The organism is Rhizobium redzepovicii, from assembly GCF_019793435.1.
Lineage (GTDB): Bacteria > Pseudomonadota > Alphaproteobacteria > Rhizobiales > Rhizobiaceae > Rhizobium > Rhizobium redzepovicii.
Genome location: NZ_JAILYH010000017.1, coordinates 1 through 16878 on the forward strand (window position 1 = coordinate 1; position 16878 = coordinate 16878).

Here is a 16878-nt window from a genome sequence, read left to right on the forward strand (position 1 = left end):
TCGAAGCGGCGGGCGAGGGCGACGACACGGTGCAGACGGCGCAGGGGACGTTGAGCATCGCGGGCTACGCCAATGTCGAGCGGCTGACCTTCACCGGCAGTGTCAACTTCGTCGGCACGGGCAATGCGTTGGACAACATCATCACCGGCGGGATCGCCAACGATACCCTGGACGGCGGCGCCGGCAATGACCAGCTGTTCGGCGGCGCCGGCACCGACATCCTCATCGGCGGCGCAGGTAATGATGTGCTCCAGGGCGGCGACGGCAACGACAGCCTCACCGGCGGCGCGGGGGCAGATCAATTGGATGGCGGCACGGGCAACGATACAGCAGCCTATACCGGCCAGGTCACCCTTAATCTGAAGACCGGCGTCCATACAGGCGATGCGGCCGGCGACACCTTCAGCGGCATCGAGATGCTCAGCGGCTCGTCCGCCAACGACACTTTCGTCGGCAACGGCACTACCATCACCTTCAACGGCGGCGCCGGCACCGACATCGTCGATTATTCCACCTCGGCTGCGGCCGTCAACGTAACCCTTGGGGCCGCCGGGGTGACGACGGTTGCAACGGGCGGCGACGCTGAAGGCAACAGCCTCGTCAACATCGAGCGAGTCGTAGGATCGTCCTTCGCCGACACCTTGGGCTCTTCCACGTCTGGACACACCCTCGTCGGCGGAGCGGGAGACGATATCTATCTCGTCGACAACCAGGGCGTCACCATCGTCGAGGCCGCTGGCGAAGGTACGGACGAGATCCGTACCACGCTGACAACCTTTTCAATGGCGAACTACACCAATGTCGAGCGGGTGACCTTCACCGGCACCGGGGCAGTGAACCTGACCGGCGGCGCCGGCGATGACATCCTCATCGGAGGCGCGGCCAATGATATCCTGGACGGCGCCGGCGGGAACGATACCCTGATCGGCAGCGGGGGCGCCGACCAGCTGATCGGCGGCACAGGGACGGATACCGCCAGCTATGCCAATGCGGCGGCTGCGATCACGCTTAATCTGAAGACCGGGGTCCACACCGGCGACGCCGCCGGCGACACCTTCACCGGCATCGAAGCATTCGAGGGCTCGAGCTTCGACGACACCTTCTTCAGCTCAGCTTCGGCAGATAATCTGAATGGCGCAGCAGGCACTGATACGATTGACTATTCGCTCTCCAGTGCTGCGGTAAACGTCGATCTGACGACCAACATCGTTAGCGGTGGCGATGCGGCGGGGGACGTTCTCGCCAATTTCGAGCGGGTCATTGGCTCTTCCTTCGCCGACACCCTGGGCTCGTCGACATCAGGACACAGCCTCGTCGGAGGAACCGGAGATGATATCTATCTCGTCGGCAACCAAGGCGTGACGATTACGGAGGCTGCTGGAGAGGGTACGGACGAGATCCGCACTACGCTGGCAACCTATTCGATGGCGGCTTTCGCCAATGTCGAGCGGCTGACCTTTACCGGCACCGGCAACGCGACCCTGACCGGTAATAGCGGCAATAACGTCATAACCGGTGGAACCGGCAATGATACGCTGAATGGCGGCGCCGGAGCCGATCAACTGATCGGCGGTGCGGGCACGGATACCGCCAGCTATGCCAATGCGGCGGCCGCAATCACTATCAATCTGAAGACTGGCGTCCACATTGGCGACGCCGCCGGAGACACCTTCAGCAGCATTGAGACGTTCGTCGGCTCTTCCTCCAAGGACACCTTCGTTGGCAACGGCACAGCCGTCACCTTCAACGGCGGTGTCGGCACCGACACCGTCAGCTATTCCTCTTCGGCTGCAGCGGTCAGCGTGATCCTTGGGGCTAGCGGAGTGACGGCCATCGCATCGGGCGGCGACGCGGAGGGCAACAGGCTCGTCAGCATCGAGCAGGTCATCGGTTCGGCCTTCGCAGACACGCTCGGCTCGACCGCCACGACCACCCAGACGCTGCAGGGCGGCGGCGGCAACGATACCTATGTTGTCAGCTCCCAGAACATCGTCATCACCGAATCGGCAGGCGGAGGCGACGACGAGATCCGCACCACTGCGACCTCCTACTCGATGGCGGCCTACGCCAATATCGAGCATCTCACCTTCACCGGCGCCGGCAACGCGACCCTGACCGGCAATGCCGGCGACAACGTCATAACAGGTGGAATAGGCAACGATACGCTGATCGGAGGTGCCGGAGCCGACCAGTTGATCGGCGGTGCGGGCGCGGATACCGCCAGCTATGCCAATGCGGCGGCGGCAATCACTCTCGATTTGAAGACCGGGGTCCATACAGGCGACGCCGCCGGCGACAGCTTCGACAGCATTGAAGCTTTCGTAGGGTCGAACTTCAACGACACCTTCTTCAGCTCAGCTTCGGCGGACAATCTGAATGGCGGAGCGGGCACTCTGGATACGATCGATTATTCGCTCTCCAGCGATGCGGTAGATATCAACCTGACAACCAAGGTCGTCAGCGGTGGCTACGCGTCAGGTGACGTTCTGGCCAATTTCGAGCGGGTCGTTGGCTCCTCCTTCGCCGACACCCTGGCCTCTTCCACTTCGGGACACGCCCTCGTCGGAGCCGCGGGAGACGATATCTATCTCATCGACGCTCAGGGTGTGACGATCACGGAGGCTGCAGGAGAGGGGACGGACGAGATCCGCACCACACTGACAAGCTATTTGATGGCGAACGATGCCAACGTCGAGCGGCTGACTTTCACCGGCACCGGCAATGCAACACTGACCGGCAACACCGGCGACAACATCATCACCGGTGGAACCGGCAATGATACGCTGAATGGCGGCGGCGGAGCAGACCAGCTTCATGGGGGCAGCGGCGATGATACGCTCTTTAGCGGCACTGGCGATTTCCACCTCTATGGCGACGACGGCAGCGATACCTTGAACCTGATATTGGGCCAAGGTTTTGCAGATGGTGGCAACGACGGCGACAGCTACCATGTGAACATGGCTCTTGCTGCGACGATCAAGGACACTGGTGTCGAAGGAAGTGACGCGGTGTATCTGGACAGGGTTCTATCCTTGGCGGATTTGGATAACCTGAGAGTGGGGGATGATCTCGTTCTTCAATCTCATGCCGACGCGACGCCCGGCACAGGCTATGAAAACGCCACGGTGATACTGCAAGACTGGTACGCCGGAGCAAACAGCATCGAGTTCTTCTACCTTGCGGATGGCACGCAGGTTTCGGGAACTCTGTTCAGCTAAGTTTGGCCTGAGGCAACGCAGCCGCAGGAACAGCGGTTGCGTTGCACTCAAAGTAAACTTGAGGAGACATGAGGCGCCGTCATGCCGCTCAACAGGCTGGTGATCTACGCCGGGAACGTCGAGGAAACGGCGCGGTTTTATGAGAAGCACTTCGGATTTAAGGCGACCAGCTTGCCCGGCGATCGCATCGTTGAACTCGTCGCTCAGGACGGCGGCGCCAATATAATGCTTCATCAGGCCGCCAAAGGGCAGCGGGGCGGCCAATCCATCGTCAAGCTTGTATTCGACGTGGACGCCAACCCCGCTCTCTGTCCTCCTCGGCTTTGGGCCGAGGATCCATGCCATTACCGCTGGTGGATGTGGTGTGGATGCTCGGCTTAAGGCCGAGCATAACGGAGGTGGGGCGAGGGAAGGGAGTTCTTTGCGGCGTAGACCACCAGGTCAGCAATCGCATTCGTCGAATTCACACCGCTGTTATCTCTTTGTCTCTATTCCGATATTTCAATGCCGACTTGTCTTCGGCTTTTCGCCGTGCGACAAGGTGATATATCAGATCGGCAGCGGATTTTCAGCATGCAGACCTCACAGAGCCATCTTGCCTATCTTGCGCTGGAACACCTGATCGTCACACTGGCGCTGAAGCCCGGGGCGCTCGTCACCGAAAAACAGCTGATCGATATGGCGGGCCATGGGCGGACGCCGGTGCGGGAGGCCATTCAGAAGCTCGCCTGGCAGGGGCTGATCTTGGTAAAGCCGCGCGTCGGGCTGCAGATTGCCGAGATCGCGCCGGAGGATCATGGCAATGTCATGCAGGTGCGCCGTGAACTGGAGCCGATCGCGGCAAGCCTCGTTGCCGAGCATGCCACGGACGAACAGCGCGGGCGCCTCGGCGACTGCGCCCGGGCCATGGACAAATGCGCCGCCACGGGCGATCTCGCCGGCTTCTTTGCCGCCGACAAGACCTTCGACGAAATCCTCGAAGAGGTCTGCCCGAATGGTTTTATCACCGCGGCGCTCGGCCCGGTGCAGACGCATTCGCGTCGCCTCTGGTACTCCACCGCAAACCCGGAGCGAATGGATCGCGCCATCGCATTGCATGTCGCTGTCATCCAGGCCATCCACCGAGGCAAGCCGGATGCGGCGCGCGCCGCGATGGCGATGCTGATCGACTATCTCGCCCAGACATAAAAACGGCCCCGTTTCCGGAGCCGTTGTCAGGTCTGATTGTCGGAAAAACCTCAGCCGACGAAAGCGCGCTCGATGACGAATTCGGCGGGCTTGCTGTTGGCGCCTTCGTTGAGGCCGGCCTTTTCGAGCAGTTCCTTGGTGTCCTTCAGCATGGCCGAGGAGCCGCAGATCATGCCGCGGTCGATCGCCGGGTCGAGCGGCGGTACGCCGAGATCGGTAAACAGCTTGCCCGACGAGATCAGGTCGGTGATGCGGCCGCGATATTCGAAATCCTCGCGCGTGACGGTCGCATAATGGCGCAGCTTGTCGCCGACCACTTCCTTCAGCAGCTCGTCATTCTGGATCTCGTTGACGAGGTCGAAGCCGTATTGCAGCTCGGCGACATCGCGGGTGGTATGGGTGAGGATGACTTCCTCGAACTTCTCATAGGTCTCGGGATCGCGGATCAGGCTGGCGAAAGGCGCAACGCCCGTTCCCGTCGAGAACATGTAGAGACGACGGCCTGGTGTCAGCGCATCGAGCACCAGCGTGCCGGTCGGCTTCTTGCGCATCAGCACCTGATCGCCCGGCTTGATCGCCTGCAGATGCGAGGTCAGCGGGCCATCCGGCACCTTGATCGAGAAGAATTCAAGCTCTTCGGCCCAGGCGGGGCTGGCGATCGAATAGGCGCGGAAGACCGGTTTGCCCTCGACCATCAGGCCGATCATCGCGAATTCGCCGGAACGGAAACGGAAGCCCTGCGGCCGGGTCATCGTGAAGCGGAAGAGCCGGTCCGTATAGTGCGTGACATCGAGCACCGTCTCGGCATAGACGCCGGCGGGGATGGACAAGGCGAAGTCTTCGGTCTTTGCAGGCGCGTTCATTTCGGTAGCGGATCCCGTTTCGTCGGATGAACAGTCGGATGCGAGCGAGATATTACAAATCGGGCCGGAATTAAAGGCATTCCATTCCACGCGACGCTTCTAAAGGGAAATATGCATGTCATCGTCAGGATTCAATGGCTGGCGGGGAATGTCGTATTTCCCGCTGGCGAAGCCCGGCAAAGGATGCATATTAGAGCAGCACGCCGGAAACGGATGCCGGTTTTCGGCAAAAATGGTGCGACAACAAAGACCTACGGCGTCGAACCCGATTCAGCAACAGGGTTCGGCGATGGTGGCGAAAAAAAGATGCTTGCCGGGGCGAGCGCGATAGGGCGGTCGGGGGAATATGAAGATTTTCAACTACAAGCGTGTTCCTTATGCGGAGATGCGCGCCTTTTCCGTCCATATCCTGACGGCATCCGGCTCCTTCCTTGCCTTTCTCGGCGTCGTTGCCGCCGCCGAACACCGCTTCATCGACATGTTCTGGTGGCTGGGCCTCGCCCTTCTGGTTGACGGCATAGACGGGCCGATCGCCCGCAAGGTGCGCGTCAAGGAAGTGCTGCCGAACTGGTCGGGCGATACGCTCGACAATATCATCGACTACGTCACCTATGTGCTTCTGCCGGCCTTCGCGCTTTATCAGAGCGGCATGATCGGCGAGCCCTGGTCCTTCGTCGCCGCCGGCATGATCGTCGTCTCCAGCGCCATCTACTATGCCGATATGGGCATGAAGACGGACGAGTATTTCTTCTCCGGCTTCCCTGTCGTCTGGAACATGATCGTCTTCACGCTGTTCGTCATCGATGCGAGCGCCACGACGGCGCTCACTGTTGTCATCGTCTCGGTGGTGCTGACCTTCCTGCCGATCAATTTCCTCCACCCGGTCCGGGTCAAAAGGCTGCGCCCGCTCAACCTCGGCGTCTTTTTCCTGTGGTCGGCGCTGGGGATTTTTTCGCTGCTGATGCATTTCGACACGCCCGAATGGGCGCTCATTCTCTTTATCGTGACCGGGGTCTATCTTTACGTCATCGGCGCGGTGCTGCAATTCTTCCCCGCCCTCGGACGAAAAGCTTAGGACAAGCCAGATGACGAAAACGCAGGCGATTTCATTTTCGAGAACGGGCGGGCCGGAGGTCTTCGATTACGTCGAGCTCGATCTGCCGCCGCCCGCAGCCGGCGAGGTGCAGATCCGCCAGGCGGCGGTCGGCCTCAATTTCATCGATGTCTATTTCCGCAACGGCACCTATAAGGCGCCGCATTTGCCCTTTGTCACCGGCAAGGAGGGCGCCGGCACGGTGACGGCAGTCGGCCCCGGCGTTACCGATTTCAATATCGGCGACCGCGTCGCCTATGCCGGCGCCGACGGCGCCTATAGCGCCGAACGCAATATCGAGACGCGGCATCTGGTGCTTGTGCCTGACGGCATAGAACTCGAAACGGCAGCGGCGATGATGCTGAAGGGCATGACCGCCGAATATCTCTTGAACCGCACCTTCAAGGTCGGCCCGCAGACGGTCCTACTGTTCCACGCCGCTGCCGGCGGCGTCGGCCTAATCGCCGGCCAATGGGCAAAGGCGCTCGGCGCCACCGTCATCGGCACGGCGGGCTCCGAAGACAAGATCGAGCTGGCGCTCGCCCATGGCTACGACCATGTGATCAACTACAAGAGCGAAGACTTCGTCGCCCGCGTGCGCGAAATCACCGGGGGCAAGGGCGTCGATGTCGTCTACGATTCGATCGGCCGCGATACTTTTCCACAGTCGCTCGACTGCCTGAAGCCGCGCGGCCTTTTTGCCTCTTTCGGCCAATCCTCCGGGCCGATCGAGAACTTTACCCTGGCGATGCTGGCGCAGAAGGGCTCGCTGTTTGCGACGCGGCCGACGCTCTTCACCTACATCGCCGCCCGCCAGGAGCTGACCGACAGCGCCAAGGCGCTATTTGATGTTGTGCAAAGCAACAAAGTGCGTATCAATATCAATCAAACCTATCCCTTGCGTGAAGTTGGGCAGGCTCACGCGGATCTGGAAACAAGAAAAACAACAGGAACGACGCTGCTGATTCCATGAGATCCGAACGGACCGATCGGCAGAAGAAATGAGGGGAACGTGTCGCCATTGAATGTGCCGGAACCCGGTGCGTTGTTATCCGTCCAGAAGCTGACGAAGTTTTTCGGTGGCTTTGCCGCCTGCAATGAAATCGATCTCGATATCGCGCCGGGCGAAATTCACGCGCTTCTCGGCGAAAATGGCGCAGGCAAATCCACCCTGGTGAAGATGCTGTTCGGCGTGCTGGAGCCGACGCACGGGCATATCCTCTGGCAGGGCAAGCCGGTGTCGGTCGCCTCGCCGGGCGAGGCCCGCAAGCTCGGCATCGGCATGGTCTTCCAGCATTTTTCGCTGTTCGAGGCGCTGACCGTCGCCGAAAACATCGCGCTGTCGCTCGACGACTCCATCCCGATCGGCAAGATCGCCGAGCAGGCGAGGGCGCTGTCTCAAGCTTACGGCCTGCCGCTCGATCCGCATGCCCATGTCGCCGATCTCTCCGTCGGCGAGCGCCAGCGCATCGAGATCGTCCGCGCGCTGCTGCAGAACCCGAAGCTGATCATTCTCGACGAGCCGACCTCGGTGCTGACGCCGCAGGAGGCCGACCGGCTGTTCGAAACGCTGTTCAAGCTGCGCGCCGAGGGCCGCTCGGTTCTCTATATCAGCCACCGCCTGGAAGAGGTGCAGCGCATCTGCGATCGCGCCACGGTGCTGCGCCATGGCAGCGTCACCGGCGCCTGCGATCCGAAGCAGGAAACGCCGGCCTCGCTTGCCCGCATGATGGTCGGCAGCGAGGTGGCGAGCGTCACCCATCCCGAGCGGAGCGACAAGGGTGAGGTGCAGCTTGCCGTTGCCAACCTTTCGGTCGCACCCCGCACGCCTTTCGCCATGCCGCTGCGCGACGTCTCGATGGCGGTGCGCGCTGGCGAAATCCTCGCCATCGCCGGCGTCGCCGGCAACGGCCAGAGCGAGCTTTTCGATGCCCTCTCCGGCGAATATCCGGTCGCGTCGGCAGAAGCGATCGTCATTCGCAAGAAGCCTGTGGGCACGGAGGGCATCACCGCCCGCCGCCTGCTCGGCGCCGGTTTCGTGCCGGAGGAGCGGCACGGCCATGCCGCCGTCTCCGCCATGAAACTGTCTGACAATCTGGTGCTCGCCCGCAGCCAGTCGGACCGCAAGGCCTTTCTCGGCCTGCTCGGCATCATCCGCCATGGCGCGGTGAAATCTGCCGCACGGCGGATTTCCGAGGCGATGGATGTGCGCAAGAGCGGCGACGACCCGGCCGCAGGCTCGCTCTCCGGCGGCAATCTGCAGAAATTCATCGTCGGCCGCGAACTCGACCGCCAGCCGGCCGTGCTCGTCGTCAACCAGCCGACCTGGGGTGTCGATGCCGGGGCTGCAAGCCGCATCCGCCAGGCTCTGGTCGATCTGGCAAAGGCCGGCTCCGCCGTCGTCGTCATCAGCCAGGATCTCGACGAGATCTTCGAAGTGGCGACCGATATTGCCGTCATCTCCGAGGGACGCCTTTCCAGCCCGTTCCCGGCTGGCGAACTGACACGCGAAAAGATCGGACTGCTGATGGGCGGCCTGCACCAGAGCGGTGGTGCCCCAGAGGCGCCGCATGCGCATTGAAGAGGCAGCCCATGCGCATTGAACTCGAAAAACGCCCCGACGTCTCGAAGCTCTATACCTTCGTCTCGCCGCTGCTGGCCCTTGTGCTGACACTGGTGTTCGGCGCCATCATGTTTGCCATGCTCGGCAAGGACCCTGTGGAGGCGCTGGACGCCTTCTTCGTCGAGCCGCTGCTCGAGGTCTGGTCTCTGCACGAACTGGCGATCAAGGCGGCACCGTTGATCCTGATCGCTGTCGGCCTGGCGGTCTGCTACCGCTCGAACAACTGGAATATCGGCGCCGAAGGCCAGTTCACCATCGGCGCCATCACCGGCTCCTATCTGCCGATCGTCTTCTACGACTGGCACTCGCCGCTTGTCCTGCCGCTGATGCTCATCCTGGGAGCGCTCGGCGGTGCGCTTTTCGCCGCCATTCCGGCGCTGTTGAAGGCGCATTTCAACACCAACGAAATCCTGACGTCGCTGATGCTGGTCTATATCGCCCAGCTCTTCCTCGACTGGCTGATCCGTGGCGCCTGGCGCGATCCGAAGGGCTTCAACTTTCCGGTCTCGCGCGATTTCGCGCCTGAGGCGGTGCTGCCGGCGATCTGGGAAGAGTCGGGCCGGGCCCATTGGGCCTTCATCTTCGCCCTCATTGCGGCCGTCGGCGTCTGGTTCATGCTGCGCTACACGCTGAAAGGCTTCGAGATCGTCGTGCTCGGCCAGTCGGAACGGGCAGGGCGCTTTGCCGGTTTCTCGTCGAAGAAAATGATCTGGTTCAGCTTCCTCTTCTCCGGCGCCCTTGCCGGCCTCGCCGGGATAGCCGAGGTCTCCGGCTCGATCGGCCACCTGCAGCCGGCGATCTCGCCGGGCTACGGCTTCACCGCCATTATTGTCGCCTTCTTGGGACGCCTCAATCCGCTCGGCATCATCGCATCGGGCCTGGTGCTGGCATTGACCTATCTCGGCGGCGAGGCCGCACAGCTGTCGCTCGGCGTTTCCGACAAGGTCACCCGCGTCTTCCAGGGGCTGCTGCTCTTCTTCGTGCTCTCCTGCGATACGCTGATCTATTACAAAATCCGCATCGTCTGGTCGCGGGTCAGGGGCGCGGCATGAGCATCTTCGAAGCAATTCTGCTGACCGTCATCACCGCCTCGACGCCGCTCGTCATCGCAGCGCTGGGCGAACTCGTCACCGAGCGCTCCGGCGTGCTCAATCTCGGCGTCGAAGGCATGATGATCATGGGCGCGGTCGCCGCATTTGCCGGAGCGCAAATGTCGGGCTCGCCCTATGTCGGCATGGTCTGCGGCATTGCCGCAGGCGCGCTTTTCTCGCTTCTCTTCGCTTTCCTGACGCTGACGCTGGTGGCAAACCAGGTGGCAACGGGTCTGGCGCTTACCCTTCTCGGCCTCGGCGTGTCGGGCATGCTCGGCGAAGCCTATGTCAGCATGCCCGGCATTCGTCTGGGTGAGATCGTTATTCCGCTCCTCTCCGGCATCCCGGTCATCGGCCATGTTCTCTTCCGGCAAGATCTGATCTTCTACCTGTCGATTGCGCTTGTGGTCGGCGTCAGCTGGTTCCTGTTCCGCAGCCGGGCCGGGCTGAAGCTGAGGGCGATCGGCGACAGTCACGCTTCGGCCCATGCGCTCGGCATTCAGGTTATCCGCACGCGCTATCTGGCGGTGATGTTCGGCGGCGCCTGCGCCGGTCTTGCCGGCGCCCAGCTGTCGCTCGTCTATACCCCGCAATGGGCGGAGAACATGTCGGCCGGACGCGGCTGGATCACGCTGGCGCTGGTGGTCTTTGCCTCCTGGCGGCCGTGGCGGGTCTTTGCCGGCGGTTATCTCTTCGGCGCGGTCACCATCCTGCAACTGCACGCGCAGGCCTTCGGTCTCGGCATTCCCTCACAGTTCCTCTCGATGCTGCCCTATGCCGCGACTATTGTGGTTCTCATCATCATTTCTCATAATCGGCGCACGACGTTGATCAATACGCCCGCCTCGCTCGGAAAAGCCTTCGTGCCGGAGCGATAAGGCAAAGACAAAGACGGGTTTCCGCAAATAACTTCAAACCAACAGGGGTTACCATGAAGAAATACGCATTCGCACTCGCCGCCTCGGCTGCCGCCGTGATCGGCATCTCGTCGGCCGCTCAGGCTGCTGATAAGACGAAGGTCTGCTTCGTCTATGTCGGTTCGCACACCGATGGCGGTTATTCGCAGGCGCATGATCTCGGCCGCCAGCAGGTCCAGGCCGAATTCGGCGACAAGATCGACACGCCTTACCTCGAAAACGTGCCGGAAGGCCCGGATGCCGAGCGCGCCATCGAGCGTCTTGCCCGTTCCGGCTGCAAGCTGATCTTCACGACGTCCTTCGGCTTCATGGATGCGACGGTCAAGGTTGCCGCCAAGTTCCCCGACGTCAAGTTCGAGCACGGCACCGGGTACAAATCCGGCCCCAATCTCGCCACCTACAATTCGCGCTTCTATGAAGGCCGCTATATCCTCGGCCAGATCGCCGCTAAGACCTCGAAGAATCACGCCGCCGCCTACATCGCCTCCTTCCCGATTCCGGAAGTGGTGATGGGCATCAACTCCTTCGAGCAGGGCGCCAAGTCGGTCGATCCGAGCTTCAAGCTGAAGGTCATCTGGGTCAACACCTGGTTCGACCCCGGCAAGGAAGCCGATGCCGCCAAGGCGATGGTCGACCAGGGCGTCGACGTGCTGACCCAGCACACGGATACGACCGCGCCGATGCAGGTTGCCGAAGAACGCGGCATCCACGCCTTCGGTCAGGCATCCGACATGATCGCGGCAGGCCCCAAGGCGCAGCTGACGGCGATCGTCGATACCTGGGGCACCTACTACTCCAAGCGCGTCCACGCGCTTCTGGACGGCACCTGGAAGTCCGAGCAGAGCTGGGACGGCCTGAAGGACGGAATCCTGAAGATGGCGCCCTATACCAACATGCCTGACGATGTGAAGAAGATGGCCGAGGAAACCGAAGCCAAGATCAAGTCGGGTGAGCTGCATCCCTTCACCGGCCCGATCAACAAGCAGGACGGCACGCCCTGGCTGAAGGCCGGCGAGAAGGCCGATGACGGCACGCTGCTCGGCATGAATTTCTATGTCGAAGGCGTCGACGACAAGCTACCGGCGCAATAAGCAGTCTTCAATTCGCACGTGCGAAGGGCGCCCCTTGTGGGCGCTCTTTTTTGCTGCGCTGCATGCAAAGATTCCGATTTACAAAAGTAATACTATATGATTTTTTGACCGTGCGCCGCGAGACGCGGCTTGGGAGGAAATCATGAAATTGAAGACTGCACTTTTGAGTGCCACGATTCTTGCTACCTGCATGTTTGGTTCGGCTTCGGCCGGCGGATTGACCGTCGGCTTCTCGCAGATCGGCTCGGAATCGGGCTGGCGCGCGGCTGAAACGACCGTAACCAAGGAGCAGGCCAAGAAGCGCGGCATCGATCTGAAGTTTGCCGATGCACAGCAGAAGCAGGAAAATCAGATCAAGGCTCTGCGCTCCTTCATTGCTCAGGGCGTCGATGCCATTCTCATTGCTCCGGTCGTCGAAACCGGCTGGGATGACGTTCTGAAGGAAGCCAAGGAAGCCAAGATTCCGGTCATCCTGCTCGACCGCACCATCAAGGCTCCTGATGATCTCTACCTGACGGCTGTCACTTCGGACCTGGTCCACGAAGGCAAGGTCGCCGGTGACTTCCTGGTCAAGACCGTCGGCGACAAGAAGTGCAACGTCGTCGAGCTGCAGGGCACGACCGGTTCGTCGCCGGCCATCGCCCGCAAGAAGGGCTTCGAAGAAGCTCTCGCCGGCCACGACAACCTCAAGATCGTTCGCAGCCAGACCGGTGACTTCACCCGCACCAAGGGCAAGGAAGTCATGGAAAGCTTCCTGAAGGCCGAAAATGGCGGCAAGGACATCTGCGCTCTCTACGCCCATAACGACGACATGGCCGTCGGCGCCATCCAGGCGATCAAGGAAGCCGGCCTGAAGCCCGGCAAGGATATCCTCGTCGTCTCGATCGACGCCGTGCCGGATATCTTCAAGGCCATGTCCGAAGGCGAGTCCAATGCCACGGTCGAGCTGACGCCTAATATGGCAGGTCCGGCCTTCGATGCGCTCGATGCCTACCTGAAGGACAAGAAGGCTCCGCCGAAGTGGATCCAGACCGAATCCAAGCTCTACACGCCCGCCGACGAGCCGATGAAGGTCTACGAAGAGAAGAAGGGTCAGGGCTACTGATCTGATTTGACGCCGCTGCATAATCCTCAAATCGGGATCGATTTGAGGGTAGAATGATGCAGCATTCAAGCGCTGTAGAACCGCACCGGCCCATCATGGACCGGTGCGGAACTGCCTTGCCGCCTTGGGACGTCATGTCCGGCCGCGGCGCGGCTTTTGCCGTCAATATCAGGAAAACAGACCCTTATGATTCACGATTTCGAGAACGTTCTCGCGGCTTCCGGAATATCGAAATTCTTTCCCGGCGCAGTGGCGTTGGACAAGGTCGATTTCACGCTGCGCAAGGGCGAGGTGCACGCGCTGCTGGGCGAGAACGGTGCCGGCAAATCGACACTGATCAAATGCATCACCGGCGCTTATCATCGTGACGAGGGCAGCCTGACCCTCGACGGCCAGGAAATCAATCCGGCTAATACGCTCGCCGCCCAGAAGCTCGGCATCGGCACGGTTTACCAGGAGGTCAACCTGCTGGCCAATCTGAGCGTCGCCGAAAATCTCTTTCTCGGACGCCAGCCAAGGCGTTTCGGCATGACCGACGTGCGCGCGATGAACCGCAAGGCGCGCGATCTGCTCACCGGCTACGGCATCGATATCGACGTCACCGCCGAGCTTGGCCGCTTCTCCGTCGCCGTCCAGCAGGTGGTCGCCATCGCCCGCGCCGTTGATCTTTCCGGCAAGGTGCTGATCCTGGATGAGCCCACCGCCAGCCTCGACAACCAGGAAGTGGCGCTGCTCTTTCGCATCATCGAGGACCTGAAGAAGCGCGGTCTGGGCATCGTCTTCATCACCCATTTTCTCGAACAGGTCTATGCGATCAGCGACCGGATCACCGTGCTGCGCAACGGCAAGCTCGTCGGCACCCGCGACGTCGCCGATCTGCCGCGCCAGGGCCTGATCGCCATGATGCTCGGCCGTGAATTGGCGCATGTCGAGGAGACGGTACGGGAGCACAGCCTTGCGGCCGGCGAGGTCCGCTATCGTTTTGCCGGCTACGGCAAACGCGGCAAGGTCAAGCCCTTCGATCTTGATGTGCGCGCCGGCGAGGTGGTCGGTGTTGCCGGTCTGCTCGGCTCCGGCCGCACGGAAACCGCCGAGCTTCTCTTCGGCATCGAGCATGCCGACAGCGGCAGCGCCACGATCGACGGGCAGCCGGTGACGCTTTCCAGCCCGCGATCGGCCATCGAAAAAGGTTTCGGCTTCTGCCCCGAGGACCGCAAGACCGATGGCATCATCGGCGACCTGTCGATCCGGGAGAACATTGCCTTGGCGCTGCAGGCGCGCCGCGGCTGGACCCGGCCGCTGTCGCGCGCCGAGCAGAATGCGCTTGCCGACCGCTACATCAAGGCGCTTGATATCCGCACCACCGATCGCGAAAAGCCGATCCGGCTCCTCTCCGGCGGCAATCAGCAGAAGGCGATCCTGGCCCGCTGGCTGGCGACCAATCCGGAGTTTCTGATCCTCGACGAGCCGACCCGCGGCATCGATGTCGGCGCCCATGCCGAGATCATCAAGCTCATTGAGCAACTCTGCGCCGAAGGCATGTCGCTGATCGTGATTTCCTCGGAACTTGAAGAGCTTGTCGCCTATAGTTCACGTGTCATTGTCCTTCGCGACAGGCAGCATATCGCCGAACTCACCGGCGAACGTATCACCGCGGCGGGCATTGTCGAAGCCATTGCCGCCGCCGAACATAAGAAGGAGGATGCATGAGGTCCTCGCTGAAGGCGCTGGCTTATCGCCTGGCGCCGCAATTGATCGCGCTCGTTGTCATTCTTTTGTTGAATTTCATCACGTCGCCGCAGTTTTTTAATGTGGTTGTTCAGAACGACCGGCTTTACGGCAGCCTGATCGATGTGCTCAATCGCGGCGCGCCGGTGGCGTTGCTGGCGATCGGCATGACGCTGGTCATTGCCACCAAGGGCATTGACCTGTCCGTCGGCGCCGTCATCGCCATCTGCGGCGCCGTCGCCGCCTCGTCAATTGTCACCGGAAATTCAGTGGCCTACACCATTGTCCTGACGCTGGCGATCGGCATTGCCTGCGGCGTCTGGAATGGTTTCCTGGTGGCGGTCCTCAATATCCAGCCGATCATCGCTACGCTGGTGCTGATGGTCGCCGGCCGCGGCATCGCCCAGCTCATCACCGAAGGCGCGATCCTCACCTTCAACGATGACGGGCTGACCTTCTTCGGTAGCGGTTCCTTGGCGCTCCTGCCGATGCCTGTGGTCATCTGGCTGCTCGTCGCTTTGCTCGTCATCCTGCTCGTCCGCCGCACGGCGCTCGGCATGCTGATCGAGGCCGTCGGCATCAATCGCCGCGCCAGCACGCTCTCCGGCATCCAGACGCCGGTCCTGCTGATGGCCGTCTACATGCTGAGCGGTCTCTGCGCCTCGATCGCCGGCATCATCGTCGCCGCCGACATCAAGGGGGCCGATGCCAACAATGCCGGCCTCTGGCTGGAACTCGACGCCATCCTCGCCGTCGTCGTCGGTGGCAATTCGCTGCTCGGCGGGCGCTTCAGCATCCTCGGATCGCTGATCGGCGCGATGATCATCCAGGCGGTGAATACCGGCATCCTGTCCTCCGGCTTCCCGCCCGAATTCAACCTGATCATCAAGGCCGTCATCATTATCGTCATCCTCGTCATCCAGTCGCCGGCGGTGCAGTCGCTCGCCATCTTCGCCAGCCGCCGGCAGGGCGGAAGGGAGCAGTCGAAATGAACTCCAAATACCTGCCGCTGCTGGCGACCATCGTCATCTTCGTGCTCGCTTATGCCGGTTGCACGCTGCAATATCCGAACATGCTGTCGACCCGCGTCATCGGCAATCTTCTGACCGACAACGCCTTCCTCGGCATCGCCGCCGTCGGCATGACCTTCGTCATCATCTCCGGCGGCATCGATCTGTCGATCGGATCGATCATCGCCTTCACCGGCGTCTTCCTCGCGGTGATCCTGCAGAAGACCTCGATCCATCCGCTGCTGGCCTTCGCGCTGGTGCTGGTCATCACCACCGCCTTTGGCGCGGTCATGGGCGCAATCATCCACTATCTCGAAATGCCGGCCTTCATCGTCACGCTCGCCGGCATGTTCCTGGCGCGCGGCATGGCCTTCGTGCTCTCGATCGACAGCATCCCGATCGACCACGAATATTATTCGACGCTGACGAGCCTCTATTGGCGCCTGCCCGGCGGCGGCCGGCTGACGCTGATCGGCGCCATCATGCTTCTGGTCTTTGCCGTCGGCATTTTCATCGCCCAGCGCACCCGCTTCGGCACCAATGTCTATGCGCTCGGCGGCGGCCCGCAGACGGCCCGGTTGATGGGCGTGCCTGTGGGACGCACGACAATCCAGATTTATGCGCTGTCGGGCTTTCTAGCAGGCCTTTCCGGGATCGTTTTTTCGCTGTACACCTCTGCCGGATATTCTCTTGCAGCAGTCGGTGTCGAACTCGATGCCATCGCGGCGGTCGTCATTGGGGGGACGCTGCTGACCGGAGGAGCGGGATTCGTGGCGGGAACCTTCATCGGTATCCTGATCCAGGGGCTCATTCAGACCTACATCACCTTCGACGGCACTCTGTCGAGCTGGTGGACCAAGATTCTGATTGGCCTTTTGCTGTTTGCATTCATCCTGATGCAGAAAGCCATCCTGTTCGTTTCCAGTCTGAACAAGAGGTACGCCTGAGGGG

At 61.5% G+C, this 16878-nt stretch carries 14 protein-coding genes; 13 read left to right on the top strand and 1 reads right to left on the bottom strand.

Annotation, left to right across the window (positions count from 1 at the left end):
• The 3 genes from K6N12_RS24755 to K6N12_RS24765 all read left to right on the top strand — a co-directional run.
• On the top strand, nucleotides 1–3218 hold a 3218-nt coding region (locus K6N12_RS24755; protein ID WP_222148987.1), incomplete at its 5' end, for a calcium-binding protein.
• An 81-nt stretch (nucleotides 3219–3299) separates the two neighbouring features.
• Nucleotides 3300–3599 carry a VOC family protein gene (locus tag K6N12_RS24760; RefSeq protein ID WP_239620312.1) on the top strand — a complete coding sequence of 100 codons (300 nt, stop codon included), beginning with the start codon at nucleotides 3300–3302 and terminating at the stop codon, nucleotides 3597–3599.
• 192 nt (nucleotides 3600–3791) lie between these two features.
• On the top strand, nucleotides 3792–4406 hold the full coding sequence (locus tag K6N12_RS24765; protein ID WP_097628937.1) for a GntR family transcriptional regulator: 615 nt from the start codon (nucleotides 3792–3794) through the stop codon (nucleotides 4404–4406).
• 50 nt (nucleotides 4407–4456) lie between these two features.
• Here K6N12_RS24765 and K6N12_RS24770 read toward each other — a convergent pair whose 3' ends face one another.
• Nucleotides 4457–5269, bottom strand: coding sequence for a ferredoxin--NADP reductase (locus K6N12_RS24770; RefSeq protein WP_097628936.1), 813 nt, complete (start codon nucleotides 5267–5269; stop codon nucleotides 4457–4459).
• A 346-nt stretch (nucleotides 5270–5615) separates the two neighbouring features.
• Here K6N12_RS24770 and pcsA point away from each other — a divergent pair, with 346 nt between their 5' ends.
• The 10 genes from pcsA to yjfF all read left to right on the top strand — a co-directional run bounded on the left by pcsA (nucleotide 5616) and on the right by yjfF (nucleotide 16874).
• Complete coding sequence (gene pcsA / locus K6N12_RS24775) at nucleotides 5616–6344, top strand: phosphatidylcholine synthase (RefSeq protein ID WP_097628935.1); 729 nt, start codon at nucleotides 5616–5618, stop codon at nucleotides 6342–6344.
• Nucleotides 6345–6354: 10 nt separating this feature from the next.
• Nucleotides 6355–7335 carry a quinone oxidoreductase family protein gene (locus K6N12_RS24780; protein ID WP_097628934.1) on the top strand — a complete coding sequence of 327 codons (981 nt, stop codon included), beginning with the start codon at nucleotides 6355–6357 and terminating at the stop codon, nucleotides 7333–7335.
• A 39-nt stretch (nucleotides 7336–7374) separates the two neighbouring features.
• Nucleotides 7375–8943, top strand: a complete 1569-nt coding sequence (locus K6N12_RS24785; RefSeq protein WP_097628933.1) for an ABC transporter ATP-binding protein — start codon at nucleotides 7375–7377, stop codon at nucleotides 8941–8943.
• Between the two features lie 11 nt (nucleotides 8944–8954).
• Nucleotides 8955–10037, top strand: a complete 1083-nt coding sequence (locus K6N12_RS24790) for an ABC transporter permease (protein WP_097628932.1) — start codon at nucleotides 8955–8957, stop codon at nucleotides 10035–10037.
• Nucleotides 10034–10954, top strand: coding sequence for an ABC transporter permease (locus K6N12_RS24795; RefSeq protein ID WP_097628931.1), 921 nt, complete (start codon nucleotides 10034–10036; stop codon nucleotides 10952–10954). The genes K6N12_RS24790 and K6N12_RS24795 overlap by 4 nt, the downstream gene beginning before the upstream one ends.
• 53 nt (nucleotides 10955–11007) lie before the next feature.
• The gene (locus K6N12_RS24800; RefSeq protein ID WP_097628930.1) at nucleotides 11008–12084 is read left to right on the top strand and encodes a BMP family ABC transporter substrate-binding protein; all 1077 of its coding nucleotides are present in this window, start codon (nucleotides 11008–11010) and stop codon (nucleotides 12082–12084) included.
• A gap of 142 nt (nucleotides 12085–12226) precedes the next feature.
• Nucleotides 12227–13189: a galactofuranose ABC transporter, galactofuranose-binding protein YtfQ gene (gene ytfQ / locus K6N12_RS24805; protein ID WP_097628929.1), complete on the top strand. Its 963-nt coding sequence runs from the start codon at nucleotides 12227–12229 to the stop codon at nucleotides 13187–13189.
• 186 nt (nucleotides 13190–13375) lie between these two features.
• Entirely contained in the window at nucleotides 13376–14899 is a 1524-nt protein-coding gene (ytfR, locus tag K6N12_RS24810) for a galactofuranose ABC transporter, ATP-binding protein YtfR (RefSeq protein ID WP_097628928.1), read from the top strand.
• The gene (locus K6N12_RS24815; RefSeq protein WP_097628927.1) at nucleotides 14896–15909 is read left to right on the top strand and encodes an ABC transporter permease; all 1014 of its coding nucleotides are present in this window, start codon (nucleotides 14896–14898) and stop codon (nucleotides 15907–15909) included. The genes ytfR and K6N12_RS24815 overlap by 4 nt, the downstream gene beginning before the upstream one ends.
• Entirely contained in the window at nucleotides 15906–16874 is a 969-nt protein-coding gene (yjfF, locus tag K6N12_RS24820; protein ID WP_097628926.1) for a galactofuranose ABC transporter, permease protein YjfF, read from the top strand. The genes K6N12_RS24815 and yjfF overlap by 4 nt, the downstream gene beginning before the upstream one ends.
• Nucleotides 16875–16878 lie beyond the last annotated feature (4 nt).

Excerpts from the sequence above, each read along its gene's own strand:
- K6N12_RS24815 (WP_097628927.1), top strand. The coding sequence starts at position 14,896 with ATGAGGTCCTCGCTGAAGGCGCTGGCTTATCGCCTGGCGCCGCAATTG.
- K6N12_RS24760 (WP_239620312.1), top strand. The coding sequence starts at position 3,300 with ATGCCGCTCAACAGGCTGGTGATCTACGCCGGGAACGTCGAGGAAACG.
- K6N12_RS24770 (WP_097628936.1), bottom strand. The coding sequence starts at position 5,269 with ATGAACGCGCCTGCAAAGACCGAAGACTTCGCCTTGTCCATCCCCGCC.
- K6N12_RS24765 (WP_097628937.1), top strand. The coding sequence starts at position 3,792 with ATGCAGACCTCACAGAGCCATCTTGCCTATCTTGCGCTGGAACACCTG.
- ytfQ (WP_097628929.1), top strand. The coding sequence starts at position 12,227 with ATGAAATTGAAGACTGCACTTTTGAGTGCCACGATTCTTGCTACCTGC.
- K6N12_RS24780 (WP_097628934.1), top strand. The coding sequence starts at position 6,355 with ATGACGAAAACGCAGGCGATTTCATTTTCGAGAACGGGCGGGCCGGAG.
- yjfF (WP_097628926.1), top strand. The coding sequence starts at position 15,906 with ATGAACTCCAAATACCTGCCGCTGCTGGCGACCATCGTCATCTTCGTG.
- K6N12_RS24795 (WP_097628931.1), top strand. The coding sequence starts at position 10,034 with ATGAGCATCTTCGAAGCAATTCTGCTGACCGTCATCACCGCCTCGACG.
- K6N12_RS24800 (WP_097628930.1), top strand. The coding sequence starts at position 11,008 with ATGAAGAAATACGCATTCGCACTCGCCGCCTCGGCTGCCGCCGTGATC.
- K6N12_RS24790 (WP_097628932.1), top strand. The coding sequence starts at position 8,955 with ATGCGCATTGAACTCGAAAAACGCCCCGACGTCTCGAAGCTCTATACC.
- ytfR (WP_097628928.1), top strand. The coding sequence starts at position 13,376 with ATGATTCACGATTTCGAGAACGTTCTCGCGGCTTCCGGAATATCGAAA.
- pcsA (WP_097628935.1), top strand. The coding sequence starts at position 5,616 with ATGAAGATTTTCAACTACAAGCGTGTTCCTTATGCGGAGATGCGCGCC.